We start from the raw sequence: 26,950 nt of genomic DNA on the forward strand, positions 1-26,950 counted from the left end.
CGGCTACATCAACAATAGGAGCAAGGAGTAGCCGAGCGACCCGAGCAGAAATGCACCGAATCGGCTGTTCCTTTCCGTCGGCAGCTCCTCCTTCAGGACGTTGAGGATGATCGCGCCGGCGATGAAGGCGGTTACGGCCGACACACCCAGCTCCGAGAGCTCGATGACCGAGCCGAACGCCCAGCCGATCAGGGTTGACCCCGCCAGGATCCAGCGGCCGCGTCGGGCAAACAGGTCTTGGTGATCATGCTGAAGGGCCACATCGTTGACCATGAAGTGCAGCGACATGGCCACGGTGTACCAGACCAGTTCCAGCGCCTGGCCGGAATCACGGTTGGCGAGGATATGGCCGATCAGTGCGTTGTAACCGGCAAACGCACCTATGTGCAGCCAGAACACGCCCGCGTGGGAAGGTGCGCCTTCAGGCCGCTCGTCGCGGTGCTGCTTGATCAGCCGCTCGAGCCCGTAGAAGCAGACCAGGCCGACCAGTGCCAGCAGATAGGCATGGTGTTCCAGGTAGCGCAGCGGGTGGAACCCGCTATCCTCCATCACCCTCTGCCCATCGGCCAGCTCGGGGAGCAGGTGGACGAAGACATAGGCAACGGCGACGCCGCCGGCTGCGGATAGCCAGCGGCTACGCGGTAACTGGTGGAGTTTGCTCAGTCTGCCGGCCAGCATGTGAGTGGCCGTCAGCACCAGTGCGGCGATCAGGGTAAGCATGGGAAATCCAGGGAAGTGGCCATCTGGTTTGTGACTTTGGCCGTTCATCGGCGTTCAGCATGCAATTCGTCGGCAGAGGGGATGGACTTATGATCTCGATCAGTTACCTGCGTCGTGATCGGCCAGGCCGATGATTTTTTTGATAGAGTTCGCTCCTGAAAAAGCGAGCAGCCAGCCAGCTTTTAGTACGGTCAATGAGGTGTCTGCTTGATTAGGGTGCTGGTGGTCGATGACCACGATCTGGTTCGCACGGGCATCAGTCGCATGCTGGCGGACATCTCCGGTCTTCAGGTGATAGGCCAGGCGGATTCCGGCGAAGACGCCATCCGCAAGGCGCGGGAACTGAAGCCTGATGTGGTGCTGATGGACGTCAAGATGCCGGGCATCGGTGGCCTCGAGGCGACCCGCAAGCTGCTGCGCAGCTACCCCGATCTGAAGGTCATCGCTGTGACCATATGTGAAGAAGACCCTTTCCCGACGCGCCTCCTGCAGGCTGGCGCGGCGGGTTATCTGACCAAAGGTGCGGCGCTGGAAGAAATGGTGCAGGCCATTCGCATGGTATTCGGTGGTCAGCGCTACATCAGCCCGCAGATCGCCCAGCAACTGGCGCTCAAATCCTTCCAGCCGCAGCTCAGCGAATCGCCATTCGATCTGCTCTCGGAGCGGGAAATCCAGATCGCATTGATGATCGCCAACTGCCAGAAGGTGCAAAGCATCTCCGACAAGCTCTGTCTCTCGCCGAAAACAGTCAACACCTACCGTTATCGCATCTTCGAAAAGCTGTCGATTACCAGTGATGTCGAGCTTGCCCTGCTGGCGGTTCGCCACGGGATGGTCGACACCGTCAACTGATGAGCGAAACCTTCGACCCATCGGCGTTCCTGGCCGCCTGCAGCGGCCGGCCGGGCGTCTACCGCATGTTCGACGCGCAGGCCAAACTGCTCTACGTCGGCAAGGCCAAGAATCTCAAGAAGCGTCTGGCCAGCTATTTCCGCAAGACGGGCCAGGCGCCGAAGACCGCCGCCCTGGTGGCCAAGATCGCGCAGGTCGAAACCACCATCACCGCCAACGAGACCGAGGCGCTGCTGCTCGAGCAGACCCTGATCAAGCAATGGCGACCGCCTTACAACATCCTGCTGCGGGACGATAAGTCCTATCCCTATGTGTTCCTCTCGGCCGGTGAGTTTCCACGACTGAGTATTCACCGGGGTGCGAAGAAGGAGCCGGGACGCTACTTCGGCCCCTATCCGAGCGCTGGCGCGATCCGCGAAAGCCTTAGCCTGCTGCAGAAGGCCTTCTTCGTACGCCAATGCGAAGACAGCTACTACCGCAACCGCACACGTCCCTGCCTGCAGTACCAGATCAAGCGCTGCAAGGCGCCGTGCGTAAATCTGGTCGAGCCGGAGGAATACGCCGAGGACGTACGACATTCGGTCATGTTCCTCGAAGGCCGTAGCAATGCGCTGGCCGAAGAGCTGTCACGCAATATGGAAAAGGCGGCGATGAACCTCGATTTCGAGCGTGCCGCCGAGATTCGCGATCAGATCGGCATCCTGCGTCGCGTGCAGGATCAGCAGAGCATGGAGGGCGGCACTGGCGACGTGGATATTGTCGCCGCGGTGGTCAGCCCGGGCGGCGCCTGCGTTCACCTGATCACCGTGCGTGGCGGCCGGGTGCTGGGGAGCAAGAATTTCTTCCCGCAGGTGGCTATCGAGGAAAGTGTCGCCGAGGTGCTGCAGGCGTTTCTCGAGCAGTACTACCTGGGCGCCGCCGAACGCGATCTGCCGGGAGAGCTGATCGTCAACGCCGTGCACGAGGACTTTCCGACGCTGATCAGTGCCATCGCCGAGCTGCGCAGCTTCGATCTGACCATTACCCATCGCGTACGTGGCACGCGTGCGCGCTGGCAGCAGCTGGCGCTGACCAACGCGGAACAGGCGATGGCTGCACGCCTGGCCAATCGTCAGCATCTGTCCGCACGGTTCGACGCGCTGGCCGAAGCGCTGGAACTCGACGAACCGCCGATGCGCCTGGAATGCTTCGACATCAGCCATTCCAGCGGCGAGGCGACGGTGGCGTCCTGCGTGGTCTTCGGGCCGGAGGGACCGCTGAAGTCGGACTATCGACGCTACAACATCGAGGGTGTTACCGCGGGCGATGACTATGCGGCGATGCACCAGGCGCTGTCCCGGCGTTTCCGCAAGGCAGCGGAGGGCGAGGGCAAGCTACCGGACATCCTGCTGGTCGATGGCGGCAAGGGCCAGCTGAACATGGCGCGTGAAGTGCTCGAAGAACTGGCCGTGCCGGATCTGATCCTGCTCGGCGTGGCCAAGGGTGTGACGCGCAAGCCGGGGCTGGAAACGCTCTACCTCAACGATGCGGCTCACGAGTTCACGCTTCCCGCAGACTCGCCGGCGCTGCACCTGATCCAGCAGGTGCGCGATGAGGCGCACCGTTTCGCCATTACCGGCCACCGTGCCAGACGCGGAAAAGCGCGTCGAACCTCGACGCTTGAGGAGGTTCCGGGAATCGGCCCGAAGCGCCGTCGCGAACTGCTTACGCATTTCGGCGGTCTTCAGGAGCTGTGCAGAGCCAGCCTCGACGAGATCGCCAAGGCTCCCGGCATTAGTAAAAAGCTTGCCGAGTCGATTTATGCCGCCCTGCACAGTGAGTAAACTGTCCCCGAATTCCGCCGATCAGTGGTACCGATGAATATCCCGAACCTGCTCACCGTTCTACGCGTGCTGCTGATACCCATCTTCATTCTGCTGTTCTACCTCCCGTTCTACTGGAGCTATATGGCCGCGAGTGCAGTATTCACCGTGGCCGCGCTGACCGATTGGCTCGATGGCTACCTGGCCCGCCGCCTGGAACAAAGTACGCCGTTCGGTGCCTTTCTCGACCCGGTAGCCGACAAGCTGATGGTCGCGGTAGCACTGGTGCTGCTGGTCGAAGAGCACTCCAATCTCTGGCTGACGTTGCCGGCAGCGATCATCATCGGTCGGGAGATCGTCGTCTCGGCCTTGCGCGAATGGATGGCCGAGCTGGGCGCTCGCGCGCAGGTGGCGGTGTCGAACCTGGGCAAGTGGAAGACCGCTGCACAGATGGTCGCGCTGGTGATCCTGCTGGCCAATCCGCCGCAGCCAACAATCTGGGTCGGGTTGGGTTATGCGCTGTTGATCGTGGCGGCGGGGCTGACGCTTTGGTCGATGATCAATTACCTGATGGCTGCCTGGCCGCACCTGAGCACCTCAGAAAAGAAATAAAACTTTTTTAATCAAGGGGTTGACGGCAGCATTCGATCGTATAGAATGGCGCCCGTCACCAAGACAACGCGGGAATAGCTCAGTTGGTAGAGCACGACCTTGCCAAGGTCGGGGTCGCGAGTTCGAGTCTCGTTTCCCGCTCCAAATTATGATCTACAGACTTCTACTGACGTCTGTAAGTCATTGAAAAAAGGGGCTTCGGCCCCTTTTTCCATTCCAGCGAGCGCCACGGAAATCCACCCACAGCTACCGTTTTTGAGTGACCAATTGAGGCACAAGAATACGGGTGGGACGGCTACCGGATAGTTGCTGGGGCTGAGCGGGAACCATGACGAGCATAGGGCCTAAGTCATTACTTAGGAGCCTCGAAATGGCACTCTCTGATCTGACCGTCCGGCAGGCAAGAACCACCGGAAAACGCTACACCCTCTCCGATAATGACTGCCTGGGCCTGATGGTCTCTGCTGCAGGCGGTAAGTCGTGGATGTTTCGCTACTACTGGCTGGGCAAGCAAAAACGTATGTCCCTGGGCGGATATCCTGCCCTCAGCTTGCGCGAGGCCCGCGCCGAGCGGGATAAGGCCCAAGCCCTGCTTGCCAGGGGGGTTGATCCGCAAATCGAGCGTGACCAGCGCCGGCACGCGGCCAAATTGGCGGGTGAATACACCTTTAGGAACGTTTTTGATGCCTGGGTCGAGCATCGCCGCAAGGAACTCAAGGAAGGCCGCCAGAGCACCCTGTCGCAGATTCTGCGCATCTTCAACAAGGACGTGCTGCCCGCCTTAGGGAAGATGTCGATCTACGACATTCGCCGCCCTCAGCTCCTGGGAGTTCTGGCGGCGATCGAGAAGCGCAAAGCGTTCACCACCGCCGAGAAGGTTCGCACCTGGTTCAACCAGATGTTCCGCTATGCCTTGGTCGTTGCCGAGGGCTTGGAGGTCAACCCTGCTGCTGACCTGGATGTGGTGGCCGAACCCAAGCCCCCGGTGACCCACAATCCCTATCTGCACCTGCCCGAGATGCCCGAGTTCCTTCAGAAGCTTCGGCTCTACACCCCCCGCGGCTGGCAGACCCAGCTTGGTGTGCGGCTGCTGTTGTTAACTGGGGTGCGGACGGGCGAATTGCGGCTGGCCGAGCCTGAGCAGTTCGACCTCGACCGCGGCTTGTGGATCATCCCGCCACAATTCGTCAAGCAGCTCCAGGACGAAATGCGCAAGGCCGGTAAGCGGCCGCAGGACGTGCCGCCCTACATCGTGCCCCTCTCTCTGCAGGCCATCGAGATCGTGCGCTATCTTCTGAGCGCGATGCGGCCGGCGCAGAAGTACTTGTTGGCTCATACCAGCGAACTCAAGAAGCGCATCAGCGAAAATACGCTGAACAAGGCCTTGCAGCTCATGGGTTACGAGGGGCGCCTGACCGGGCACGGCATCCGCGGCACCATCTCGACGGCGCTCAACGAAATCGGCTATCCGAAAATTTGGGTGGATGCACAGCTATCGCACTCCGACCCCAACAAGGTCAGCTCGGCCTACAACCACGCCAAATACGTGGAGCCGAGGCGCCGGATGATGCAGGACTGGGCCGATCGCCTCGACCTGCTCGAACAGGGCGAGGTAGAAGCTGCGAGCGCACACCTGACCATCCGCATCGATGGGGTGCCTGCGATGGCAGAAGTGGAAGAGGCGGTGGGTGCGGCCCCCATCGTGGCCGAGCCCCCTGTGCCCGGCGTGCAGTCCCTTGTCGCAACGCCCATTGTCGTCACTTCGAGCAGCGGCGGAATCACGTTCCGGAGACTGTCGCATCTGCCGCCGCCTCCGGTGCATGTCCCAGAGCCGGAAGTGTCCGCGATCCAGCGCGAGCGCGAGGAAATGCTGGCTATCTATGAGTCGCCGAACAGCCTGCCGGTCCCGTTGTTCGGCAAGCTGGCCGGGAAGTCCAAGGACCAGATCAACCGCGAACTGAAAGCCGGAAAGTTGCTGGCTATCAGCCTTGGCAATCGGGGACAGCGTGTTCCGGACTGGCAACTGGTGCCGCTCAAACACAGGCTGGCCCAGGTGCTCATGAACCAGTGCCCGCACGCGGATTCTTGGGGACTTTACCGCATGCTGACCCAGCCGCACCCTGACCTGGGCGATCGCGCCGCCATCGATGCGGTCACGCCGACCAACGTGCCGGCGATCGTACGGGTCATCATGGGCGACTACCAGCATCACGAGGATGTGCCCAAGGCCGTCGCCCCGCAGCCCGTCCCGGAAGATGTGCGGCAGAGCGTTCGTAGGCTAGTGGACAGCGCTGTGGTGATCGAGGGAACCTAATCCACGGGTCAGCCTATGGCCGGGATGACGCTTCCGGCCGTAGGCCCATCACCTTGCACCTTCCCCAGCAATCTGTAGCGCTCTACGCTCGAACCGCTTGGCAGCAGAATCGGCTTGCGCGTGGGGCCGTTGGAGGTACGTCACGATATTGTAGGGGCCATCGGCGAGCGGTCGCATGCCGATCCCCCATTGATGGGCACGCTCGATGCGCGATTGCGCGCATACGCCGATGCCGTAGCCGGATGAGACCCACAGCGCCATCATCTCGAATGAAGTTGCAGACAGGATGTTCTCTTGGTCCACTGGCATGAGGGAGGCCAACCTCTCGTCCAGCAAGGGGCAAGCCTCCACCCGCCAGCGATAGATTGGATAATCCTGAAGATCTGAGATGGTGAGCTTCGCCTGGTTAACTAAGCGGGACCGCGGTGGTATCGCAACGGCCATGCTTTCGCACCATAGCCTCCGGCTACTCGTCAGGTGATCCCCCGCACCGCTAAGAGATAGTCCCGCGTCGTAGCGGCCCTCCTGCAGGCCCGTCATCAACTCTTGATCCGAAACTTCACGCACGGCCATCGCGACGCCCGGCTCCTGCGCTCGCTGCAGTGCAAGCAGCGCCGACAGCCGTGAAGACGGTACACCTGGCGCTATGGCGAGTGTGAAATTCGGGGGCGGACTGATGACGTCATGCATGGATACCCCCAAAGAGGCGGCGGGAGGGGATCGAAAAGATCTACCGACATCATACTAAAGAGATATCTTTAACGTGGTTAAAGATCAGTGATTCCATGACGCTTCTGCGAATGCAGAAGCGCACTATTCGGCCTGGACGGCCCGCCGGAGTAACCACCTATGAGTCCGCACCGGCGTTGGCGTTCGGGCAAGCGGTGCGAGCCGCTCGCCTGGATCAGGGGATTGCTCAGGATGAGTTCGCGGGCTTGGCGGGGATCGCGCGTTCGCACATGGGCAAGATTGAGCGCGGCGAGCACATGCCGACACTCGCTCTCATTCTAAAAATTTCCCTGGCTCTCAAGATCAGCTCGGCCGAACTGATGACGGCCACGGAGCGCAACCTCTACCTTCAGGGCGATGCGTGACGCCGGGTGTGGCGCAGGCGCCGTAGCTAATCGCTCTTTGGCGAACGCAAACGCTCGATGAAGCGCTCTACGGGAACGGATAGTCCGCTACCGCCTTCGGGCCGAAGCAGGTAGGTGATGATGACGGCCGAATCGAGCGCCAACGGCCGGATCACCACGTCGGGACGTTGGCATACCGCGATTCGGGTCGCCGTTGCGAAGCCGATGCCGTAACCAGCTCCGACCAACGTGAGCATCATGTCCAGCGACGAGACATGCTCAACGATGGTGGACTCGCGCTCCAGGGGATGTAGCAGCCGGGTCAATTCGCGGCAGTAGCCCTCGCAAAGCTGCGGATCGCACATCACCAGCGGGTAACTCACGAGTTCACGTAGCGACACTTCCTTGTGGGCCAGCAACGGGTGCCGGATCGGCAAGGTCACCACCAGCGGGTCCTGCCAGATGGGCTCCGTCACCAGTCCGTCGCCGACGTCCGCAGTGTGTGCGAAACCGATCGCGAAGTCGCCGGATCGCAGCCCCCGCAACTGTTCCGCCAGGGTGACCTCGGAGAGCCGTATTTCGATCTCCGGCTCCTCCTGGCGGCACAGGGCAAGAAGTGCAGACAGCCGCGGGTCGATGGCGCCATCGGAGATGGCGATGCGCACGCTGCCTCTTAGGCCTGCGGCGATCGCCCTGACGTTTTCTCGTGCCTGCTCCAGGTTGGTGAACAGCCGGCGAATGTCCTGAAGGAAGGTGGTACCCGCTGGCGTCAACCGCGTTCCCCGCCGATCGCGGTCAAAGAGCAGCACCCCCAGTTCGTCTTCCAATTCCTTGATCGTGCGGGACAGCGGCGGCTGCTCGATGTGCAAGCGCTCCGCAGCACGGGTGAAATGCAGCTCTTCGGCGAGAGCCACGAAGCAGCGCAAATGACGAAGTTCCATGGGCACGTCCTTCAGCAATCCTGGTCATTGGGTTGGCCACGGCGCATTGCTGCCGAAGTGCGCTTAGAGGGGGCGAGGTAGTGCTGGGTCCCTCTTCAGGGCGAGGAAAAAGGCCATCGGTGTATCTGAATAAGAATACATATGTTCATATATTAACTCAAGTCAAGAGTGGTAGCAACTGTTTCGGAACGTGACGCCGAACCCAACCCGCTCAATGCTTGAGCGGCTAAGGCCGTACTGACGCCAAAGTAGCGCGAGCCCACAGAGGGGCTCGCGAGATGTAGGACCGAAGGCGCTCTGCCTTCATGGAAAAGCCCAAATCAGGCCGGGTTGATTTCCAACGAGCCACGGTTGATCTGGTCGCGTTCCATCGACTCGAACAAGGCGCCGAAGTTTCCTTCGCCGAAGCCCTCGCGGTAGTTGCCCTTGCGCTCGATGAACTCGAAGAACACCGGGCCAAGCAGCGGCTCGGAGAATATCTGCAGCAGCAGGCGGGGCTGGCCGCCTTCGGTCGTGCCGTCGAGCAGAATGCCGCGCGCCTGCAACTCGGGCACGGGCTGGCCATGGCCGGGCAGGCGCTTTTCCAAGTTTGCGTAATAGATGTCGTTGGGGGCGGTCAGCAGCGGGATACCGGCCATCTGCACGCGGTCGAGCGCATCGAGTAGGTTGTCGCACAGCAGGGCGATGTGCTGGATGCCCTCGCCGCTGAACTGCATCAAGAATTCCTCAATCTGGCCGCCGCCCTGGCGTGCTTCCTCGTTCAGCGGGATGCGGATCAGGCCGTCCGGCGCGCTCATCGCCTTGGAAGCCAGGCCGGTGTACTCGCCGTTGATGTCGAAGTAGCGGATCTCCTGGAAGTTGAAGAACTTCGTGTAGAAGTCGGCCCAGTACGTCATGCGGCCGCGATAGACGTTGTGTGTGAGGTGATCGACGATCGAGAAGCCGTGGCCTTTGGGACGGCGATCCACACCGGGTAGGAATTCGAAGTCGATGTCGTAGATGGACTTGCCGTCCTCGAAGCGATCGATCAGGTACAGCGGCGCGCCGCCGATGCCCTTGATCGCCGGTAGGCGCAACTCCATCGGGCCAGTGGGAATGTCCATCGGCTGCGCGCCCAGCTCCAGCGCGCGGTGGTAGGCCTTGTGCGAATCCTTGACGCGGAACGCCAGCCCGCAGGGGCTGGGGCCGTGCTCGCCCGCGAAATACGCCGCCTGGCTTTTAGGCTCGCGGTTGACGATGAAGTTGATGTCGCCCTGGCGGTAGAGCGATACGTCCTTGGAGCGATGCCGGGCCACCTCGGTGAAGCCGAGCTTCTCGAACAGCGGCTCCAGCACGCCGGGCGTCGGCGAGGCGAACTCGACGAATTCAAAGCCGCACAGGCCCATCGGGTTGTCAAAAAGGTCGGTCATCAGGGGTGTCTCTCTTGGGTTTGGGGTGGAAATCTGGACACCCTAGATGGTAAGAAAAAGCCCGCACATCATTTCTGCAAAATCAATTGCAAATAGACTTCTTGATGCCTGATTCCTGCGTGGTGAAAGAAATGAGCACAGAAATAGTCCTTGATGGTACGGATAGACGCCTTATTGATGCATTGCAACGCAATGGAAGGTCCACCTTCGACGAACTGGCCGAACACGCAAGCCTGTCGTCCTCGGCCACGCTGAGGCGGGTGCGCCGCCTCGAAGAGGCTGGCGTCATCGCCGGCTATGTGGCCCTGGTGCACCCCGAACGCATCGGCCTCACCCTCACGGCCTACCTGAACGTGCGCCTCGAAAAGCACTCTGATTCGCACAAGCGCAACCCCATGGACGTGTTCCGCGCGTCGGTTCAGAACTGGCCCGAGGTGGTGGAGTGCCACGCGCTGACCGGCGACATGGACTACCTGTTGCGGGTGGTCGTCAGAGATATGGCCCACTACTCCCGCTTCGTGCTCGATACGCTGCTCAAGCACCCCAGCGTGCAAGACTGCAAGACCAGCTTCGTGCTGGACCGCGTGAAGAGCACCACGGCCTTGCCCCTATGAACATTCGGCAGGTTGGTGTGGCGGGGATGCAAATAGCGCTTGACCTTCCAACCGTGGCAAGGATCAAACTTTAAGCATCCCAACCCGAAAGGAGTTTTCCATGCAATTCCATCTCGAAGACATGACCTGCGGCGGCTGCGCCCGCACTGTGACGAAAACGATCCAAACGATCGACCCCAACGCCAAGATCGTTACGGACCCGCCGACCCGCCGTGTCGAGGTCCAGACCTCGGCCTCGCAAGAGCAGATCGCCGCGGCCCTGAGCGAAGCTGGCTTCCCGCCGCGCGCGCAGTAACACCGCGTCGTGGCCGGCATGCACACAGGACGGCCGATGCGAGCACGTGCGCTGCGCCATATCTGGCGCGGCGCTCAGTGCATCCCAAGGTAGGCGACCTTGGCCCACATCCACAGGGCCATCGCCACCATCATCAGGTTCTCGGTCAGGGACACGAAGTCCAGCGGCACGTTGCTGTCCCCGCCCACGCAGGCGCACTTGAGTTCCCGGCGATCGACATAGACCGCCTTGAAAACCGACACGGCCCCGACGGTCCCGATGAACAGCGCCAACGGAATCGACACCCACATCCCCACGCCCGCGACCATCAGGACGCCTGCGATGGCCTCCGCGAACGGGTAGAAATAGGCATACCGAACCCAGCGCTTGGCCAGCAGGTCGTAGTTGAGGAACATCGTCGCGAAGCCGTCCACGTCCTTGAGCTTCTGCAGCGCCAGGAGACACATGGCAAAGGCCACGAGCCACTCTGCCGCCTGAATGCTCCAGAGCTGGCCGAAGGCCGCCCAGCTCGCCGCCAGCGCCATCGCGGCCGCCATGGCGAACAGCGCGATCACAGGGGTGTAGGTCACGGCGTTCTTGTCCTTCACGGACATGCCGAAGAATTTGCGTAGGTCGTCGTAGCCGCCCACGCGCCGCCCGTTTATGAAGACCTGGGGCGTGGTCTCGACGCCATGCTCCTTCTTGAACGCATCCGTCTGCTCGCGGCTCGCCAAGTGTTTGTCCTCGACCTCGTAGCCCTTGCGTTTGAGCAGATCGAGCGACTTCAGCCCGTAGGGGCAGGTATGGCCGGGCATGACCATTCGGTAGAGCGTGGCTAGCTTGGGCGCAGACATGCAGGACTTCTCCTGTGTGACTTTCCATGGGCCGGCCGTCACGGATTTAAGGACGTTGATGACCTTTCCAGCCTAACCGACGACCGTGCAAAGGGAGTGTAGACACCTGGCTCGCGGGTTGGTCTGGCCCACGGGTTGGTTATCTGGCTGCAATGCCGTCAGTCCTCCATCTGCCAGAGCAACCCTGCCGCAGGCCGGTGCGCCTGAGGCAGCACGCAGGCTCCTAGTGGTTCTCCTTGGCATGGTTGATCGTGTACTTGGGGATCTCGACGGTCAGGTCTTCGGTCGCAACGATGGCCTGGCAGCTCAGCCGCGACTGCGCCTCCAGTCCCCAGGCCCGGTCGAGCAGATCATCCTCGCACTCCTCGACTTCGTTTAGAGAATTAAACCCCTTGCGCACGATGCAGTGACAGGTCGTGCAGGCACAGCTCATGTCGCAGGCATGCTCGATCTCGATGCCGTTGTCCAGCAGGGCCTCGCAGATCGAAGTGCCTGCTGGCACGTTCAGTTCGGCTCCCTCGGGAGCCAGTTCAGGATGGGGCAAGACTGTGATTTTGGGCATATCTCTCCTGGCTGCTCAGTGCGCACGCGGCTTTTTTCCTGCTGCGTTGGCTCGCGCGCGGCGCGGCACTGCGCCAGTGCGCGCTTCGGGCTTGTTGTCACTGGTATCGGGCTGCTCCAGCGTGTGCAGGATCGGGCAGTCGGGCCGTTCGTCGCCGGCGCAACACCGGATCAGCGCCTTGAGCGTCGCGGCCATCTCCAGCATGCTCTCGATGCGCCGGTCCAACTCGTCGATGTGTTGCTGGGCCAGACGCTTTACATCAGCACTCTGGCGCGACTTGTCATTCCACAGTCCCAGCAAGTCCGTGATCTCGGCTACCGAGAAGCCGAGGTCGCGCGAACGCCGGATGAAATGCAACCGGTGAACGTCGTCCTGGGTATAGGCGCGGTAGCCCGAATCGGTGCGGTCAGCCGGAGGGATCAGACCGATTTGCTCGTAGTAGCGGATCATTTTGGCCGAGACCTTCGAGGCCTTGGATGCTTCACCGATGTTCATGGTGTTCCTCCTTTCTCAATGAGCGGTATCCGCCGCCAGCGGCGGCTGGAAGCGGCGCAGGCGCAGCGCGTTTCCGAGCACGAACACGCTGGACAGCGCCATCGCGCCAGCCGCGAAGATCGGCGACAACAGCACACCGTATGCGGGGTACAGGACGCCAGCGGCCACCGGGATCAGGGCCGTGTTGTAGCCAAACGCCCAGAACAGGTTCTGGCGGATGTTGCCGATGGTCGCCTTGGACAGCGCGATGGCGTTGGGCACGCCCTGCAGGTTGCCCGACATCAGCACTACGTCGGCCGACTCCACCGCCACGTCGGTGCCGGTGCCGATGGCCAGGCCCACGTCGGCCTCGGCCAGCGCCGGGGCGTCGTTGATGCCGTCGCCCACGTAGGCGATCTGGCCGTGGCTGGCTTTCAGCCGGCGCACGGCTTCGACCTTGCCCTCGGGCAGCACTTCGGCCACCACCTCGTCGATGCCCAGTTGCTTGGCGATGGCCTGCGCGGTACGCGCGTTGTCGCCGGTGATCATCGCCACCTTCAGGCCGAGCTGGTGCAGCGCGGCAATGGCCGCGGGCGTGCTGGACTTGATCGGATCGGCCACCGCGATGATGGCGGCCAGCCGGCCGTCGATCGAGGCGTACAGCGGCGACTTGCCCTCGTTGCCTAGGCGCTCGGCCGTGCGAGCGAAGCCGCCCACGTCCAACCCCAGCTCACGCATGAAGCGATCGGCACCGACCTCGACACGCGCGCCGTCCACGGTGGCGCGCACGCCCATGCCCGTGACCGAATCGAAGTCTGTCATCGTCGGCAGCGCGATGCCACCTTCCACGGCCGACTCGACGATGGCGCGTGCGATCGGATGCTCCGAGCGCGATTCCACGGCGGCGACCTTCGCCAGCACCTGGTTGCGGTCAAAGCCGTCGGCAATCTCCAGGTCGGTCAGGACCGGGCGGCCCTCGGTCAGCGTGCCGGTCTTGTCCACGGCCACCACCTTGGCGTCCTTGAGCAGTTGCAGGGCTTCACCCTTGCGGAACAGCACGCCCATCTCAGCGCCCCGGCCCGTGCCGACCATGATGGAGGTCGGCGTCGCCAGACCCATGGCGCACGGGCAGGCAATGATCAGCACCGCCACGGCATTGACCAGCGCGAAGGACAGCGCGGGCGACGGGCCGAACACCAGCCAGACCAGGAAGGTCAGCACGGCGGCCAGCATGACGGCGGGCACGAACCACAGCGTCACCTTGTCCACCACGGCCTGGATCGGCAGCTTGGAACCTTGCGCCTGCTCGACCATGCGGATGATCTGCGCCAGCATGGTCTGACCGCCCACGGCGGTGGCACGCAGCGTCAGCGCACCCTTCTGGTTGACGGTGCCGCCGACCACGGTGCTGCCTTCCGCCTTTTCGACGGGAATCGGCTCGCCGGTGATCATCGACTCGTCCACGAAGCTGCGGCCCTCGGTCACTTCACCATCGACCGGCACGCGCTCGCCGGGGCGCACTTCCACGATGTCGCCCTGCGCCACGTCGTTGATCGGGATGTCCACGATGCGGCCGTCGCGCAGCACGTGCGCCTCCTTGGCCTGTAGGCCGACCAGGCGCTTGATGGCCTCGGAGGTGCGGCCCTTGGCCCGTGCCTCAAGAAAGCGGCCCAGCAGGATCAGCGCCACGATGACGGCGGCCGCCTCGTAGTACACGTTCACCGTGCCGGCCGGCAGCAGACTGGGCGCGAACGTGGCGACCATCGAATAGCCGAAGGCCGCGGCCGTGCCGACCGCGACCAGCGAGTTCATGTCGGGACCCAGGCGGAACAGCGCCGGGAAGCCCTTCTCGTAGAAGCGCCAGCCCGGAATGGCGAGCACCAGCAGGGTCAGCACGAACTGCAGATACCAGCTCTGCTGGATGCCGATGGTGGAAGCCACCCACTCGTGCATGCCGGGAATCATGTGCGAGCCCATTTCGAGCACGAACACAGGCAGCGCCAGCACGGCGGCCAGGGTCAGGTCGCGCTTGAGTTCGGCGCGCTCGGCGTCCTTTTTCTCGGCGGCTTCCTCGTCGGCCTGCATGCTGGTATCGACAGGGCTGGCCTCGTAGCCGACCTTATCGACAGCCGCGATTAGATCCTGCACGGATGCCACACCACGCACGGTAGCGCGCTCGGTCGCCAGATTGACCACAGCCTCAGTGACGCCCGGCACCGCCTTGAGCGCCTTCTCGACGCGGCCCACGCACGAAGCGCAGGTCATGCCTCCGATCGCCAGCTCGATGGTGCCCTGAGGCACGTCGTACCCTACCTTCTCGATCGCCTGGATCAGCGCCATGCGATCGACAGCACGGTTCAGGCGAATGTCCGCTCGCTCGGTGGCGAGATTGACAGACACGCTTGCCACGCCCTCGACCTTGGCAAGGGCGGCCTCGACTCGGCCGACGCAGCTTGCGCAGGTCATGCCCTCGATGGGCAGGCTGATTGCCGCTGCTTGGCCGCCAGCACTACTCGTTGTTGCCATGCTCATGGTGTGCTTCCCATAGTTGAAATTCGACATGGAGGGAGCTTAGGGTTTACCATCGTGGGAAGGTCAAGCGCTTTTTCGGATGCTGTCAGGTTTCAGAAATGACCCGGTGCACGGGGAACGGAGGCCTTGCCTGCCAGGCTCGCACTGGTTCTTTGCTGCGCGCGCCTAAGCGGCCGCTGCCTTGTTAATTCTGAAGGGCGAAAACAGCCATTCGAGGTTAGGAAATATTTTAAAAATGAATACAAGTAAGCCATTCAGTACCCCACCGAAGGGTCCCAGCGCCGATTTGGAATCGCTGTCACAGAATGACGTGACCATCTTGGCTGAGACATTCCGCCTCCTGGGTGACCCGTCCCGGCTGAGAATCATGCTGTGCTGCATGAAAGGCTCTTCCTCGGTCGGGGACATCGCTGAAACCCTCGAACTCTCGCAGTCGCTGGTGAGCCACCACCTGCGGCTGCTGCGCGGTGCTCGCCTGGTCAAGGGCGTGCGCCAAGCCAAACAGATCTTCTATGAGGTGGCGGACAAGCACGTGAACCAGGTGCTGCTGGATATGGCCACCCACATCGCGGAAGACCACAACGACGAGTAACTGTTGGGCATAGCATGCCGTTGCGGCGTGGCCTACGTTCCATGGCGATATGCGCCCCACCGCCCGCAGCTGCGTTCGGTGAGGTGGTTTGGATGCCGCTTCCGATCAATCAGAAGTTGAGCGCGCGCTTGTCCACGGCCAGCGAGGCCTCTTTGAACGTCTCGGAGAGGGTCGGATGGGCAAAGCAGATGCGGGCGATGTCTTCGCTGCTGGCCTTGAACGCCATGGCGATCACGGCCTCGGCCACCAGTTCACTGGCCTGCGGGCCGACCACATGCACGCCGAGTATCTCATCAGTGGCAGGATCGGCGATCACCTTGACGAGGCCCGGCGTGTCGCCCAGCGCACGCGCGCGGCCATTGGCCATGAACGGGAAGGAACCGATTCGATAGGCGGTGCCCTGCTCTTTGAGCTGCTGCTCGGTGCGGCCTACCCAGGCAATCTCTGGGCTGGTGTAGATGACGTTGGGGATCGTATTGAAATCGACGTGACCGTGCTGGCCGGCAATGCGCTCGGCCACTGCGACACCTTCCTCTTCCGCCTTGTGCGCCAACATCGGGCCACGCACCACGTCACCGATGGCCCAGATGCCGGGCACACTGGTGCGGCATTCATCGTCCACCAGCACGGCGCCGCGCTCATCCAGTTGGAGTCCCACGGCGGCCGGATTCAGGCCTTCGGTGTTGGGCACACGGCCGATAGCCACGATCACTTTGTCTGCCTGCAAGGACTGCGTCTGGCCCTGGCTGTCGGTGTAGTGAATAGTCACGCCAGCCTCGGTTGCATTGACTTCGCGAACCTTCGCACCTAGTTCGATCTTCAGGCCTTGCTTGTCGAACGCCTTCTTCGCCTCCTTGGCGATGGCTTGGTCGACGATTGGCAGGAAGCTGGGCAAGCCTTCGAGGATCGTGACATCCGCCCCCAGGCGGCGCCAAACGGAGCCCAGCTCCAGGCCGATCACGCCGGCACCGATGACGGCCAACCGATCGGGCACGGCCGCGATGTCCAGCGCGCCGTCGTTGGAGAGCACGACCCGCTCATCGAACGGTAGGTTGGGGAGTGGCCGCACGTTGGAGCCTGTGGCAACGATGATCTGCTTGCCCACCAAGGTAACAGCCTCATCGGCGGCGACGCTCACCTCGAAGCCACCATCGACAGTCCTGGTGAAAGACGCCAGGCCGTTGAAAAACTGGACCTTGTTTTTGCGGAACAGATAAAGGATGCCTTCGTTGCTGGACTTCACGACCTGATTCTTACGTTCCAACATCGTGGTCACATCCATGCGCAGATCACCCGTGGAGATGCCGTGCGTGCCAAAGTGGTGCTTGGCTTGTTCAAAGTTCTCTGACGACTGCAGTAGCGCTTTCGAAGGGATACAACCGATGTTGTTGCAGGTGCCGCCAGGTGCTGGCTTTCCGTCCTTGTTCTTCCAGGCATCTACACAAGCGACCTTCATGCCTAATTGGGCAGCGCGAATGGCCGCGATGTATCCGCCTGGGCCGGCACCGATAACAATGACGTCGAAATGCATTTCCATGATTTACATCTCCAAAGTTTTTGAGGAAATAGTGAGCGCCTATGTCGCGCCTTTTGTCAGGTGGTCGCCAGATTACAGCTCGTTCCCTGACGATCACGTTGAACACTACGGCAGAACGAACCGGGCGCTCGCGGTATTGCCCCCACGTTCGACTTGGACGACGGCCTTCGTGCCCTTGGCTGCGGCGAAGGTCCCGCTGCCTTCGAGGCGGCTTCCGTCCGCGGCAGGCGTGAGTTGCACCTCCTGCTTTTGTGAGCCGGTCAACAGTGTGAGCTTGGCTTTGGTGTTGCTTACATTGACCTGCTTGCCGTGGTCGCGCAGGTAGAGTTGCGCTGCTGCGGGCTGAACGACCAACTCGTAGTCCACGTCCCGGACTTCGGTCACGACGCCACCATGCAGCGGCTTGTGGTCATGCGCGTGGTCATGGTCGCCTGCGGCGAAGGCGGTGACGGATGCCAGGGCGAGGGCGGTGCCGGCCGTGAGGGAACGAAATCGAACAGACATGAAAGCTCCTATAGGGTTACGGTGGTTGAAATCGGGTGACAGAAGGCGTTGCATCAGAATGCCTCCGCGTCGCGGTCGTCCAGCAGGCGTTCGGCAGGCTTGCGGCCGAACAGCCAGAACATGGCGGGTGTAAGGAAGGTGTCTAGCAGCGTGGAGCTGACCAGCCCCGAGAAGATCACCACCGCGACGGGGTGCAGGATCTCAGTACCGGGTCGGGACGCCTCGAACAGCAGCGGGGCCAGCGCGAAGGCCGTGACCAGCGCGGTCATCAGAACCGGGGAAAGCCGTTCGAGCGAGCCACGCACGATCATCTTCTGGTCGAAGTCCTCGCCCTCCATGCGCATGAGGTTGAGGTAGTGGCTCACCTTCAGGATGCCGTTGCGCACAGAAATACCCGCGAGCGTGATGAAGCCGACCAGGGCGGCCACGGACAACGGCTGGCCAGACAGCCACAGCCCCAACACGGCGCCGACCAGGGCCAATGGAATGTTCACCATGATGAGCGCTGATAGGACGACCGACTTGTAGCGCGTGTACAACACCACGAACATGAGCGTCAGGGAGACGATGGACAGCAGGCCCACCAGTCGCGAGGCTTCCTCTTGTGCCTGGAACTGGCCGCCCAGCGTGATGAAGTAGCCTTCGGGCAAGCGCACTTCTTGGACGACGCTGCGTATGTCGGCCACTACTTCGGACAGCGGCCGTCCCTGAGCGTTGGCCGACAAAACTATGCGTCGACGGCCATCGTCGCGGCTGACCTGGTTGGGGCCGTCGCTGTCTTCGATGGTGGCAAGGCGCGACAACGGGACCCGACCCATGGGCGTGTCGATGAGGATGCGGCTCAAGCCCTCAATCGACCGCGCCTGCTCGGGCAGGCGAACCACCAGCGCGAAGCGGCGGTTGCCCTCGATGACCTCGGTGATCTTTTCGCCTTCGACCAGGCTTTGCAGCGTGGACAGAATTTGCGGTGCGGCCACGCCGTAGCGTCCCGCCGCCGCATAATCCACGCGGATTTTGATCTGCGGCGCTAGGACCTGCTTTTCGATCTCCAGGTCAGCAAGCCCCGGAATTCCGGCCAGCTTGGCGCGCAGCAGATCCGCCTGCCCGCGCAGGACGTCCAGGTCCTCGCCGAACACCTTGATGGCGATCTGCGAGCGCACCCCCGACAACATGTGGTCGATGCGGTGCGAGATCGGCTGGCCAATGCCGATGGAGCCGGGCAAGTGAGCCAGACGCGAACGGATGTCGGCGGTGATCTCCTCCATGGAGCGCTTTAGCTCCGAGGCGGGCAGCAGGCCCACGTCCAGCTCGCTGACATGCACGCCTTCGGCATGCTCGTCCAGCTCGGCCCGTCCGCTGCGCCGGCCCACGTGCTGCACCTCTGGCACCTGCGCGACCAGCAGCTCGGCTTGCTGGGCAAGCGCCGAAGATTCGGCCAGCGTCACACCGGGATTCAGGCGCAGGCCCACCAGCAACGTTCCTTCATTGAACGGGGGCAGGAACGTGGTCGGGAAGAATGGCACCGCGGCGACAGCCAGTGTGACAGCCACAGCGGCCATGCCAAGGGCGGCACGCGGCCGCTGCAAGACCCGCTGCAGGCCGCCCTGATAGCGCGTCTTCAACCAGGCTAGAAGCCGAGTGTCGCCATGGTCCAGCGTCCTCATCTTGGGCAGCAGGTAGTACGAAAGCACCGGAGTGACCGTCACAGAGACCAGCAGCGAGGCCAGCGTGGAGACGATGAAGGCGATGCCCAGCGGCACGAACAAGCGCCCCTCCATCCCCGGCAGCGCGAACAGGGGCAGGAACACCAGCACAATGATCATCGTGGCGTAGAGAATCGCCGAGCGAACCTCCATCGAGGCCCTGGCAACGATGACCAGGGGCGTCAGCCGGTTCTCAGGGTGGCGGGTGCGGTCCTCCTTGAGCCGCCGCATGATGTTCTCCACATCGACCACAGCATCGTCCACGAGACCGCCGATGGCGATCGCCAGCCCACCGAGCGTCATGGTGTTGATTGATAGGCCGAAATAGTGGAACACCAGCCCGGTCACGAAGATCGAGGCAGGAATCGCGGTCAACGCGATCACCAGGGGGCGCAAAGTGCCCAGGAAGAAGAACAGGATCACCGCCACGAAGACCGATGCGCCGATGAGCTTGCCTTGCAGCGTGCTGATGGACGCCTCGATGAAGTTGGCTTGTCGGAAGGTCACCTGTGGCTCGGCCATGCCAGCCGGCAGTGAGCCCTTCATGTCCGCCAACGCTGACTCGATCGAGCGGGTCAGTGCAATCGTATCGGCCGTGGGCTGCTTTTGGATGCCCAGGATCACGGCTGGCAGGCCCTCGAAGCCCGCATCGCCGCGCTTGATGGCTGGCGCAAACTGAACATCGGCGACCTGGTGGAGCAGGATGGGTTGGCCCGCACGCACCGCGAGAGGCAGGTTACGCAGGTCGTCGAGTCGGGACGTGCGGCCCAGGTTGCGGATCAGGTACTCGCGGCCATTGATCTCCAGGAAGCCGCCGGAAGTGTTCGCGGAGAAGCCCTTGAGAGCCGCATCCAGATCGGACGCAGTCACGCCCAGCTCTGACATTCGCGTGGTGTTGGGCTGGACCTGGAACTGACGGACCTCGCCTCCGATCGGGATGACTTGGGCAACACCAGGTATGGCCATCAGCCGGGGGCGTAGCACCCAGTCCGCGTACTCGCGAGTGTCCATGGCCGACAGCGGCGGGGCTGCGTTCTTCTGCCCTGAGGGCTTGGCACCGATGGGGATTGCAATCTGCATGATCTCGCCCATCACTGAGCTGATTGGCCCCATAGTGGGCGTCACGCCCGGGGCTAGCCCTTCCTCCATGGACGTCAGGCGTTCGGAGACCATCTGGCGCGCCCGGAAGATGTCGGTCTTCCAGTCAAATGTCACGTAGATGAAGGAAAGCCCGGCGCTGGAGACCGAGCGCACGCTTTCGACGCTGGGCAGGCCGTTCATGGCCGTTTCGAGCGGGAACGTGATGAGTTGCTCGACTTCTTCGGCAGCCATGCCGCCAGCCTCCGTCATGAGAGTGACGGTCGGCTTGTTGAGATCGGGAAAGACATCTACCGGCGTGCGCGTCAGGGTGAACGCGCCATACGCCATCAGCACCAGCGCCCCGATGATGACCAGGAGCCGGTTTCGTAAGCTATTTTCGAGAAGCCACTTGAACATGGAATGGTGCCCCTCAACGAACTTGATTGATCAGGGACGCGCCCTCGACAACCACGCGGTCGCCGTCCGCCAGGCCCGAAGTGACAGCGATGGATGCACCATCCAAAGGAGTGATGTTCACGACACGCGGCTCGAAGCGCTCGGCCTGGTCTTTGACCCAGACGATGTTCTGGTTGGCAGGGTTCTTCATCAGCGCACCGGAAGGCACGCGGTAGCCAGGTACCGTCGTCGCCTCTTGCACGAAGACCACCACCGGCATACCGACCGCCAAGCGCGAGAGGCTTTCGCTGGTGCCCTTGAACAGCATGGGCAGGGCCTGCTCGCGCAGGCTGCTGGCGGCACCGACGAAGCTCAGCGGCACCTTCTGACCGCCTACTGCGAGTGCAGCACCGGCCAGGTTCTGTGCCATTGCCGGATCGTAGGCAAGCGCCTCGATGCGCAGTTGGGTCGGATCGACCACCTCAAACACCAGTTCGCGCGCATCCACGACCTGCCCGGCAACTGCGGGGCTGGATGCGATGACGCCGCTGACTGGGGCCTTCAGTACGTCCCTGCCGGCGAGGCCCCCGCTCAAGGCGCGGGCGCGTTCGGTCAGGCTGTTCACTTCGCTTTCGGCTGCTTCGATCTCCTTGCGGGGCACGGTCTCCGACAGCTCGCGCAGCCGGGCCAAGCGCTTCTGCGCGAGCGCTTGGCCCGCACGCAGCTCGGCAACCTGGGCCATCTGGCCTGAGCGCTCCAGCACACCGCTGGCCGGTTCGATGTAAGCCAGCACCTGGCCCTTGCGCACGGATTGGCCGATCTGCGGCAGACCATCCGGCCCGGGCACCAGCCGGCCCATTACCATTGCCTGGACCTTGCCGCCTGTCGTCGGGTCCATGATTACTTTGCCAGCCAGTTCATGGCTGCGGGCCAAGGGCTCCTGCTTGATCAGCTGGGTGCGTACACCGATCTGACGTTGCGACGGTTTCGGAAGAAACACGCTGCCATCAGGCTGGCGCTGGGGGCCATTGGAAGACGCAGCCGGCGCTTCGTCGCCGTGGTCATGGCCGTCGTGAGCGAACGCGGGAGCAGCCAGAGCCAATGCAGCCGCCATGGCCGTCGTCATTAGGAAACGGAAGTTGCGCTTCATGCTGCACCTCGCAGTGCACCGTTGGTGCGTGTACGTCTGCGCAGCGCCCACGCTAGGACACCGACGCCGAGGACTGCGGCACCGCCACCTAGTACGACCACACGGCCGGATGCGACGGCATGCTCGTGTTCGGCGTCTTCGCTATGAACATCGAGAACGCCCGTCAACAGGTCCGATTGGCCCTGCGCAGTAATAGTGGCCATGATTGAGGTCTCGCCATCGGATAGCGGCTCAGTCAGATCGGCCTCGAACTCTCCAACCCCGTGTGAGCTGACCTTTACCTGTTGACCACCCAGCTCGAGGGTCAGCTCGCCATCGGTCACCGGCCGGTTGTCGGCAGCATGGTCGAGGTAGAGTGTGAGACGCTGGCCGTTCAGCACACCCACCAGTTCGAAGTCATCGGAAACTGCGGCAAAGCGCGGAAGCGCGGCCGCTGCGGGGGCAGGAGCGGCTTCGCCATGGTCATGGCCGTCGCCGGCCCACGTTGCGCTACTGCCAAGCAGGAGGCTGGACAAGGCAGCTGCACGCCAGAAAGAGGATTGCGACATTTCTAAGGTTCCAGGATGGTTGAGCGCGCGCCGATCAGCGCGTGCCGGAGATGTCAGTGAAAGTCTCGGTCGGCTGCGGCAGCGTGCCTTGTGCCTGCAACAGGGACGAGATGGCCGCGGCATGCTCCACCTTGGCGAGCAGCGCCGCGCGCTCGGCCTCGGTGGCCTCCTGCTCGATGCGAAGGCGTGTCGGCATGTCCGTCTCGCCCATCGCGAACGACTTTTGGTAGAAGGTGCGCGTTTGTTGGGCTAGTCGCTGGCGCTCCGAAGCGGCCTGCATCTGGGTGCTGGTTGCCAGTTCGCGCGATTGGGCAGTTCGAATTTCCGAGAGTAGCCGGGTGCGCTGGGCCGCGAGTGCCGACTCAGCCTCCAGTGCCTGCGCATTGGCGCTGGACAATTGCTCGGTATGACGGCTACCCGTACCGAAGGGAATGCGCACACCCACCGTGATCGTCTGGTTGTAGCGTTCGCCGTAGCCGCCCCGATCCCGCGTGGTCGCCAGGGTCAGTTCGGGGTTGGCGTACTTCTGATGGGACACCAGTTCCGCAGAGCGGCGGGCCGCCAGCGCCTTGTGCTGCAGTTCCAGCAGCGCAGGGTGGTTACCCAACAACGCGCCGGACGGCTGTGCCGATGCCGGTTGAACTCGGACACCTGACTGCTCCGGCTGCGCGGAATCGGCCTGCGACGGGATACTCTCGATGCCGGTCAGTGCCAACAACGCCTCGCGCTGCGTGATTTCTTCGGCCTGAGCAATGGCCAGGGCACTACGAGCCGACGCCAAGGCGCCATCGGCCTGGTTTCTGTCGGCTTGCGCCAGGTCGCCCGCGCGAACCCGGCGAGCCACATCTTGCGCCAACTCGTCCGCGCTGCGGGTGCGATCCTGCGCCGCCACCAATTCGGCCTGGGCACGCTGCCATGCCCACCATGCCTGGCGAACCTGTCCGGCCGTGCGTAGCTTGGCGGCCAGCATCCGGCTGGATAGCGCGAGGCTTTCCGCGTCCGCCCAGCGTGCCGACGAGGCGCGCTCACCAGGCATCCAAAGGGGAATAGCCACCCCGACTTCATATTCGCGCTGTCCGTTGCGGTTGTTGAACCGATCAGTTTTGGTGGAGGCTTCCAGCGCCATCGGACCTGCCACCCAACTGCCGGCCGTCTCTTGGCGTGCTTGGGCGGCCTGCTGCCAGGCGCCTTCTCCAGCGGCTTCTGGCTGCCGCTGCCAAGCTGACTCCCACAATTGGGCGACCATGTGGCTGTCTGGTCTGGATGGGACGTGAGGGGCGGCTACTGGCTGGGCTAGCACGGTGCCGGCCCAAAGCGTGGATACCGCCCATATCCATCCCTTGCGTATGTCTTTGCGAAGCATTCAATTCTCCATCGGTGTTGCATCAGTACTTACCCCCGGCTGGGTGTTCTCTTTCCGAGCAAGTGCTTGTCGTTGAAAAGCCACTGTTCACTGGCTTAGATATGAACAATTGTATATCTATTCATATGAATGGGAAAGAAAACCTTACATCCTTTGAGCACCAATCGCCTTAGAGAGGGCGTCGGGCGCAAGACATCGAGAGGCGAGGTGGGGCTAATCCACTGCGCAAACAGCTATGCAGACTCCTTGAGCATATCCCCCGGGGGGGGATATGATTGCTGCATGAAAGAGATGCACAAGCACACCAGCCACCCAGATCTCGTGAAACGGCTCAAGCGCGCCGAGGGTCATCTGCGACACGTCATCGGGATGATCGAAGGAGAAGAAACCTGCCTGGACATCGCTCGCCAGCTCGCTGCGGTGGAGAGCGCCGTCACAGCGGCCAAGCGCGTCCTGATCCATGACCACATCGACCACTGCCTATCTCATGATGAGGACTCCGTTCTAGCCGAAATGAAGGCGCTAACCAGACTGCTCTGAGGTCTCTCGATGCTCTCCGTCCTAAAGAACCGCACCTACCGCCACCTGTTCACCGCGCAGGTGATCGCACTCGTCGGCACAGGCCTGATGACGGTAGCGCTCGGCCTACTTGCCTACGAGCTGGCCGGGGCCGATGCAGGTGCGGTGCTCGGGTCGGCGCTGGCTATCAAGATGCTGGCCTATGTGGGAGTCGCTCCAGTCGCACAGGCCTTCGCCGACCAGTTCCCGCGACGGTCATTGCTCGTAGCGCTGGACCTGGTACGAGCGGTTGTCGCGATCTGTTTGCCCTTTGTCACCGAGGTCTGGCAGATCTATCTGCTGATCTTTGTCCTGCAAGCGGCATCCGCCGGCTTCACGCCGACTTTCCAAGCCACTATCCCGGACATCCTTCCCGATGAAGAGGACTACACGAAGGCGCTGTCGCTGTCCCGGCTGGCCTATGACCTGGAAAGCCTGATTTCCCCGATGCTGGCTGCTGCGCTGCTGACCGTCATCAGCTTTCACAACCTGTTCGCGGGAACAGTGCTCGGTTTCCTCGTTTCAGCCGCGCTCGTGGTCAGCGTGCGGTTGCCCACAACTATTCCCGGACCGCGCCGCGGCATTTGGGATCGCACGACCCGCGGCACACGCATCTATCTCGCTACGCCACGCCTGCGGGGCCTGCTGGCGATCAGCTTGGCCGTCTCGGCGGCGGGCGCCATGGTGATCGTGAACACGGTGGTTCTCGTGAAGGCGCGCTTTGGCCTAGGCGAGGTCGAAGTGGCGTCGGCACTGGCGGCATTCGGAGGCGGTTCGATGGTGGCAGCCTTCGTTCTGCCATCCTTACTGGAAAAGGTGGCCGACCGAACCGCGATGCTCACCGGCGCTACCGTACTGGTCGTGGGCACGGGGATCGGCGCACTGCTGCCGAGCTATGCATTGTTGCTGCCGCTGTGGTTGATCATCGGCTTTGGCTACAGCGTGGCGCAAACGCCATCCGGCCGTCTTCTGCGCCGCTCGGCCCATGCCGAGGACCGTCCTGCGATCTTCGCGGCACACTTCGCGCTGTCGCACGCCTGTTGGCTCATCTGCTACCCACTTGCCGGCCGCTTCGGCGCGGTCATGGGCTTGCCATCGACCTTCATTGTCATGTCCCTGGTCGGCTTGGCCGGCGTGGCGCTGACGCTCTGGCTGTGGCCGGCCAGCGACCCTTCTGACGTGGCGCATGACCACCCCAGCTTGCCGCCGGATCACCCTCATTTACGCACACACGCAGACCAAGGCAGGCACCATCACCAGCTGATTCTGGATGACCTGCACCGTATCTGGCCGAAAGGATAGGCACATTTTCTCGTTGCGGCATCACAACGCATGGCTTCGGAGGCTGAGAAGGGTGAGCGAAAATATATCACATGAACACATATTCATGTGTTATATTTCGCCATAGTCAAACACTCAACCAGCAGAGGCGCCCATGTCCCAATCCAATGCACATGACCATGGTCACGACCATGATCACGACCACACCCCCACAGTGACGAGCGCCAACGAGCGCAAGGTTCTGGTTTCCTTCTTCCTGATCTTCGGCTTCATGCTCGTGGAAGCTGTCGGCGGCGTGCTGTCGGGCTCGCTAGCCCTACTTGCCGATGCTGGCCACATGCTGACCGACGCCGTGGCACTTGCCCTGGCTTACGCTGCCTTCCGATTCGGTCGCCGCGCAGCCGACAGCAAACGCACATTCGGTTACCTGCGCTTCGAGGTCATCGCCGGCTTCCTGAACGCCGTGACCCTGTTCGCGATCGTCGCATGGATCGCCTACGAGGCGTGGGAGCGGCTGCAGGCGCCGCCCGTCATCCTCGCCGGCCCGATGATGATCGTCGCCGTGCTCGGCTTACTGATCAACGTCCTCGTGCTGTGGATCATGACCCGCGGCGAAACCGATCACGTCAATGTGAAAGGTGCCATCCTCCACGTGATGGGTGACCTGCTCGGCTCTGTCGGCGCCATCGTTGCAGCGATCGTCATCTACTTCACCGGCTGGACTCCGATCGACCCCATCCTGTCGGTTCTAGTAGCGGCGTTGATTCTGCGCAGCGCCTGGAAGCTCCTGGCCAAGTCGATCCATATCCTGTTGGAGGGTGCGCCAGAGGACGCTTCGCCGGAAAAGGTGGAACAAGGCCTGATGAGCACTGTGCCCGGCCTGGCGGCTGTCAGCCATGTTCACGTGTGGCAACTCACTTCCGGTCGCACGATGGCCACGCTACACGTTCGACCCAACGTGGACGAGGAGGCGCGAGCTGTGGTCAAGCGCGTCGAGGCGGTGCTGCGAGAGCAGTTCAGCATCGAACACGCCACAGTCGGAATCGACTGGAACTCGGAGGCTGACGAGAACATCTGCAGCCTGCAACCCACGACAGGCCGTCAGGACCACAGCGGCCACGACCACAGTGAGCACAATCATGACCATGACCACTCCGCTCCCGGTCACAAGCATTGAGGCCGTGCTAGACGGTTCGCAGTTCACT

General features: G+C 62.5%; 25 protein-coding genes and 1 tRNA gene. 12 read left to right on the plus strand and 14 right to left on the minus strand.

Translation table 11 applies throughout. The features are described from left to right. Positions 1–3 precede the first annotated feature (3 nt). A complete protein-coding gene (locus tag BM275_RS06375; protein ID WP_090520091.1) occupies positions 4–720 on the minus strand; it encodes a hypothetical protein in 717 nt (238 codons plus the stop codon). A gap of 207 nt (positions 721–927) precedes the next feature. On the opposite strand from BM275_RS06375, the gene gacA reads away from it, so the two are divergent. The 5 genes from gacA (at position 928) to BM275_RS06400 (ending at position 6,300) form a co-directional block, all read left to right on the plus strand. Further along, a complete protein-coding gene (gene gacA, locus BM275_RS06380) occupies positions 928–1,572 on the plus strand; it encodes a response regulator transcription factor GacA (protein WP_003284948.1) in 645 nt (214 codons plus the stop codon). Next, on the plus strand, positions 1,572–3,395 hold the full coding sequence (gene uvrC, locus BM275_RS06385) for an excinuclease ABC subunit UvrC (protein ID WP_045665706.1): 1,824 nt from the start codon (positions 1,572–1,574) through the stop codon (positions 3,393–3,395). Before gacA ends, uvrC begins: the two co-directional genes overlap by 1 nt. 33 nt (positions 3,396–3,428) lie before the next feature. Then, positions 3,429–3,986: a CDP-diacylglycerol--glycerol-3-phosphate 3-phosphatidyltransferase gene (gene pgsA, locus BM275_RS06390; RefSeq protein WP_014820260.1), complete on the plus strand. Its 558-nt coding sequence runs from the start codon at positions 3,429–3,431 to the stop codon at positions 3,984–3,986. Positions 3,987–4,054: 68 nt separating this feature from the next. Next, positions 4,055–4,130 (plus strand) — tRNA-Gly (locus tag BM275_RS06395). A gap of 226 nt (positions 4,131–4,356) precedes the next feature. Next, entirely contained in the window at positions 4,357–6,300 is a 1,944-nt protein-coding gene (locus BM275_RS06400) for a tyrosine-type recombinase/integrase (RefSeq protein ID WP_017642575.1), read from the plus strand. Between the two features lie 48 nt (positions 6,301–6,348). Here BM275_RS06400 and BM275_RS06405 read toward each other — a convergent pair whose 3' ends face one another. Beyond that, on the minus strand, positions 6,349–6,990 hold the full coding sequence (locus BM275_RS06405; RefSeq protein WP_023110687.1) for a substrate-binding domain-containing protein: 642 nt from the start codon (positions 6,988–6,990) through the stop codon (positions 6,349–6,351). A 95-nt stretch (positions 6,991–7,085) separates the two neighbouring features. On the opposite strand from BM275_RS06405, the gene BM275_RS06410 reads away from it, so the two are divergent. Next, on the plus strand, positions 7,086–7,394 hold the full coding sequence (locus tag BM275_RS06410) for a helix-turn-helix domain-containing protein (RefSeq protein WP_017642573.1): 309 nt from the start codon (positions 7,086–7,088) through the stop codon (positions 7,392–7,394). 26 nt (positions 7,395–7,420) lie between these two features. Here BM275_RS06410 and BM275_RS06415 read toward each other — a convergent pair whose 3' ends face one another. Together BM275_RS06415 and hppD are read right to left on the minus strand one after the other, a co-directional pair. Further along, positions 7,421–8,314, minus strand: a complete 894-nt coding sequence (locus BM275_RS06415; protein WP_003821171.1) for a LysR family transcriptional regulator — start codon at positions 8,312–8,314, stop codon at positions 7,421–7,423. 320 nt (positions 8,315–8,634) lie between these two features. Then, on the minus strand, positions 8,635–9,723 hold the full coding sequence (gene hppD, locus BM275_RS06420; protein WP_003821169.1) for a 4-hydroxyphenylpyruvate dioxygenase: 1,089 nt from the start codon (positions 9,721–9,723) through the stop codon (positions 8,635–8,637). Positions 9,724–9,854: 131 nt separating this feature from the next. On the opposite strand from hppD, the gene BM275_RS06425 reads away from it, so the two are divergent. Continuing rightward, positions 9,855–10,337 (plus strand): Lrp/AsnC family transcriptional regulator, encoded by a 483-nt coding sequence (locus tag BM275_RS06425; RefSeq protein WP_033471055.1) that lies wholly within the window; start codon positions 9,855–9,857, stop codon positions 10,335–10,337. 100 nt (positions 10,338–10,437) lie between these two features. Further along, the gene (locus BM275_RS06430) at positions 10,438–10,632 is read left to right on the plus strand and encodes a heavy-metal-associated domain-containing protein (protein WP_003821167.1); all 195 of its coding nucleotides are present in this window, start codon (positions 10,438–10,440) and stop codon (positions 10,630–10,632) included. A 74-nt stretch (positions 10,633–10,706) separates the two neighbouring features. On the opposite strand, the gene BM275_RS06435 is transcribed toward BM275_RS06430, so the two are convergent. The 4 genes from BM275_RS06435 to BM275_RS06450 form a co-directional block, all read right to left on the minus strand. Next, positions 10,707–11,465: a MauE/DoxX family redox-associated membrane protein gene (locus tag BM275_RS06435; RefSeq protein ID WP_017642570.1), complete on the minus strand. Its 759-nt coding sequence runs from the start codon at positions 11,463–11,465 to the stop codon at positions 10,707–10,709. Positions 11,466–11,688: 223 nt separating this feature from the next. Next, on the minus strand, positions 11,689–12,027 hold the full coding sequence (gene fdx / locus BM275_RS06440) for an ISC system 2Fe-2S type ferredoxin (RefSeq protein ID WP_003821165.1): 339 nt from the start codon (positions 12,025–12,027) through the stop codon (positions 11,689–11,691). A 15-nt stretch (positions 12,028–12,042) separates the two neighbouring features. After that, positions 12,043–12,522: a Cu(I)-responsive transcriptional regulator gene (cueR, locus tag BM275_RS06445; protein WP_003821164.1), complete on the minus strand. Its 480-nt coding sequence runs from the start codon at positions 12,520–12,522 to the stop codon at positions 12,043–12,045. A gap of 15 nt (positions 12,523–12,537) precedes the next feature. Continuing rightward, positions 12,538–15,033, minus strand: a complete 2,496-nt coding sequence (locus tag BM275_RS06450; protein WP_033471058.1) for a heavy metal translocating P-type ATPase — start codon at positions 15,031–15,033, stop codon at positions 12,538–12,540. Positions 15,034–15,268: 235 nt separating this feature from the next. Here BM275_RS06450 and BM275_RS06455 point away from each other — a divergent pair, with 235 nt between their 5' ends. After that, complete coding sequence (locus tag BM275_RS06455) at positions 15,269–15,625, plus strand: ArsR/SmtB family transcription factor (RefSeq protein WP_015912826.1); 357 nt, start codon at positions 15,269–15,271, stop codon at positions 15,623–15,625. Positions 15,626–15,734: 109 nt separating this feature from the next. Here the strand turns inward: BM275_RS06455 and lpdA are convergent, their stop codons facing one another. The 6 genes from lpdA to BM275_RS06485 all read right to left on the minus strand — a co-directional run bounded on the left by lpdA (position 15,735) and on the right by BM275_RS06485 (position 23,669). Then, entirely contained in the window at positions 15,735–17,162 is a 1,428-nt protein-coding gene (gene lpdA, locus BM275_RS06460) for a dihydrolipoyl dehydrogenase (RefSeq protein WP_015912827.1), read from the minus strand. 105 nt (positions 17,163–17,267) lie between these two features. Continuing rightward, entirely contained in the window at positions 17,268–17,666 is a 399-nt protein-coding gene (locus tag BM275_RS06465; protein WP_015912828.1) for a hypothetical protein, read from the minus strand. 53 nt (positions 17,667–17,719) lie between these two features. Further along, complete coding sequence (locus BM275_RS06470; protein ID WP_012614056.1) at positions 17,720–20,866, minus strand: efflux RND transporter permease subunit; 3,147 nt, start codon at positions 20,864–20,866, stop codon at positions 17,720–17,722. A 13-nt stretch (positions 20,867–20,879) separates the two neighbouring features. Beyond that, positions 20,880–21,995: an efflux RND transporter periplasmic adaptor subunit gene (locus BM275_RS06475; RefSeq protein WP_003821159.1), complete on the minus strand. Its 1,116-nt coding sequence runs from the start codon at positions 21,993–21,995 to the stop codon at positions 20,880–20,882. After that, positions 21,992–22,543, minus strand: a complete 552-nt coding sequence (locus BM275_RS06480) for a hypothetical protein (protein WP_015912829.1) — start codon at positions 22,541–22,543, stop codon at positions 21,992–21,994. The genes BM275_RS06475 and BM275_RS06480 overlap by 4 nt, the downstream gene beginning before the upstream one ends. Before the next feature lie 34 nt (positions 22,544–22,577). After that, positions 22,578–23,669, minus strand: a complete 1,092-nt coding sequence (locus tag BM275_RS06485) for a TolC family protein (protein WP_017642566.1) — start codon at positions 23,667–23,669, stop codon at positions 22,578–22,580. Between the two features lie 519 nt (positions 23,670–24,188). On the opposite strand from BM275_RS06485, the gene BM275_RS06490 reads away from it, so the two are divergent. From BM275_RS06490 to BM275_RS06500, 3 genes are all read left to right on the plus strand, one after another. Then, the gene (locus BM275_RS06490) at positions 24,189–24,446 is read left to right on the plus strand and encodes a metal-sensing transcriptional repressor (RefSeq protein WP_003821156.1); all 258 of its coding nucleotides are present in this window, start codon (positions 24,189–24,191) and stop codon (positions 24,444–24,446) included. Positions 24,447–24,455: 9 nt separating this feature from the next. Further along, positions 24,456–25,766: an MFS transporter gene (locus BM275_RS06495; RefSeq protein ID WP_003821155.1), complete on the plus strand. Its 1,311-nt coding sequence runs from the start codon at positions 24,456–24,458 to the stop codon at positions 25,764–25,766. 133 nt (positions 25,767–25,899) lie between these two features. Further along, positions 25,900–26,922, plus strand: coding sequence for a cation diffusion facilitator family transporter (locus tag BM275_RS06500; protein WP_003821153.1), 1,023 nt, complete (start codon positions 25,900–25,902; stop codon positions 26,920–26,922). Positions 26,923–26,950: the final 28 nt, after the last annotated feature.

The sequence above is a fragment of the Stutzerimonas kunmingensis genome, assembly GCF_900114065.1.
Taxonomy (GTDB): Bacteria; Pseudomonadota; Gammaproteobacteria; order Pseudomonadales; family Pseudomonadaceae; genus Stutzerimonas; species Stutzerimonas kunmingensis.

Coding starts and splice junctions, on each gene's coding strand:
- BM275_RS06375 (WP_090520091.1), bottom strand. CDS start 720: ATGCTTACCCTGATCGCCGCACTGGTGCTGACGGCCACTCACATGCTG.
- uvrC (WP_045665706.1), top strand. CDS start 1,572: ATGAGCGAAACCTTCGACCCATCGGCGTTCCTGGCCGCCTGCAGCGGC.
- pgsA (WP_014820260.1), top strand. CDS start 3,429: ATGAATATCCCGAACCTGCTCACCGTTCTACGCGTGCTGCTGATACCC.
- BM275_RS06400 (WP_017642575.1), top strand. CDS start 4,357: ATGGCACTCTCTGATCTGACCGTCCGGCAGGCAAGAACCACCGGAAAA.
- BM275_RS06405 (WP_023110687.1), bottom strand. CDS start 6,990: ATGCATGACGTCATCAGTCCGCCCCCGAATTTCACACTCGCCATAGCG.
- BM275_RS06410 (WP_017642573.1), top strand. CDS start 7,086: ATGACGCTTCTGCGAATGCAGAAGCGCACTATTCGGCCTGGACGGCCC.
- BM275_RS06415 (WP_003821171.1), bottom strand. CDS start 8,314: ATGGAACTTCGTCATTTGCGCTGCTTCGTGGCTCTCGCCGAAGAGCTG.
- hppD (WP_003821169.1), bottom strand. CDS start 9,723: ATGACCGACCTTTTTGACAACCCGATGGGCCTGTGCGGCTTTGAATTC.
- BM275_RS06425 (WP_033471055.1), top strand. CDS start 9,855: ATGAGCACAGAAATAGTCCTTGATGGTACGGATAGACGCCTTATTGAT.
- BM275_RS06430 (WP_003821167.1), top strand. CDS start 10,438: ATGCAATTCCATCTCGAAGACATGACCTGCGGCGGCTGCGCCCGCACT.
- BM275_RS06435 (WP_017642570.1), bottom strand. CDS start 11,465: ATGTCTGCGCCCAAGCTAGCCACGCTCTACCGAATGGTCATGCCCGGC.
- fdx (WP_003821165.1), bottom strand. CDS start 12,027: ATGCCCAAAATCACAGTCTTGCCCCATCCTGAACTGGCTCCCGAGGGA.
- cueR (WP_003821164.1), bottom strand. CDS start 12,522: ATGAACATCGGTGAAGCATCCAAGGCCTCGAAGGTCTCGGCCAAAATG.
- BM275_RS06450 (WP_033471058.1), bottom strand. CDS start 15,033: ATGAGCATGGCAACAACGAGTAGTGCTGGCGGCCAAGCAGCGGCAATC.
- BM275_RS06455 (WP_015912826.1), top strand. CDS start 15,269: ATGAATACAAGTAAGCCATTCAGTACCCCACCGAAGGGTCCCAGCGCC.
- lpdA (WP_015912827.1), bottom strand. CDS start 17,162: ATGGAAATGCATTTCGACGTCATTGTTATCGGTGCCGGCCCAGGCGGA.
- BM275_RS06465 (WP_015912828.1), bottom strand. CDS start 17,666: ATGTCTGTTCGATTTCGTTCCCTCACGGCCGGCACCGCCCTCGCCCTG.
- BM275_RS06470 (WP_012614056.1), bottom strand. CDS start 20,866: ATGTTCAAGTGGCTTCTCGAAAATAGCTTACGAAACCGGCTCCTGGTC.
- BM275_RS06475 (WP_003821159.1), bottom strand. CDS start 21,995: ATGAAGCGCAACTTCCGTTTCCTAATGACGACGGCCATGGCGGCTGCA.
- BM275_RS06480 (WP_015912829.1), bottom strand. CDS start 22,543: ATGTCGCAATCCTCTTTCTGGCGTGCAGCTGCCTTGTCCAGCCTCCTG.
- BM275_RS06485 (WP_017642566.1), bottom strand. CDS start 23,669: ATGGCGCTGGAAGCCTCCACCAAAACTGATCGGTTCAACAACCGCAAC.
- BM275_RS06490 (WP_003821156.1), top strand. CDS start 24,189: ATGAAAGAGATGCACAAGCACACCAGCCACCCAGATCTCGTGAAACGG.
- BM275_RS06495 (WP_003821155.1), top strand. CDS start 24,456: ATGCTCTCCGTCCTAAAGAACCGCACCTACCGCCACCTGTTCACCGCG.
- BM275_RS06500 (WP_003821153.1), top strand. CDS start 25,900: ATGTCCCAATCCAATGCACATGACCATGGTCACGACCATGATCACGAC.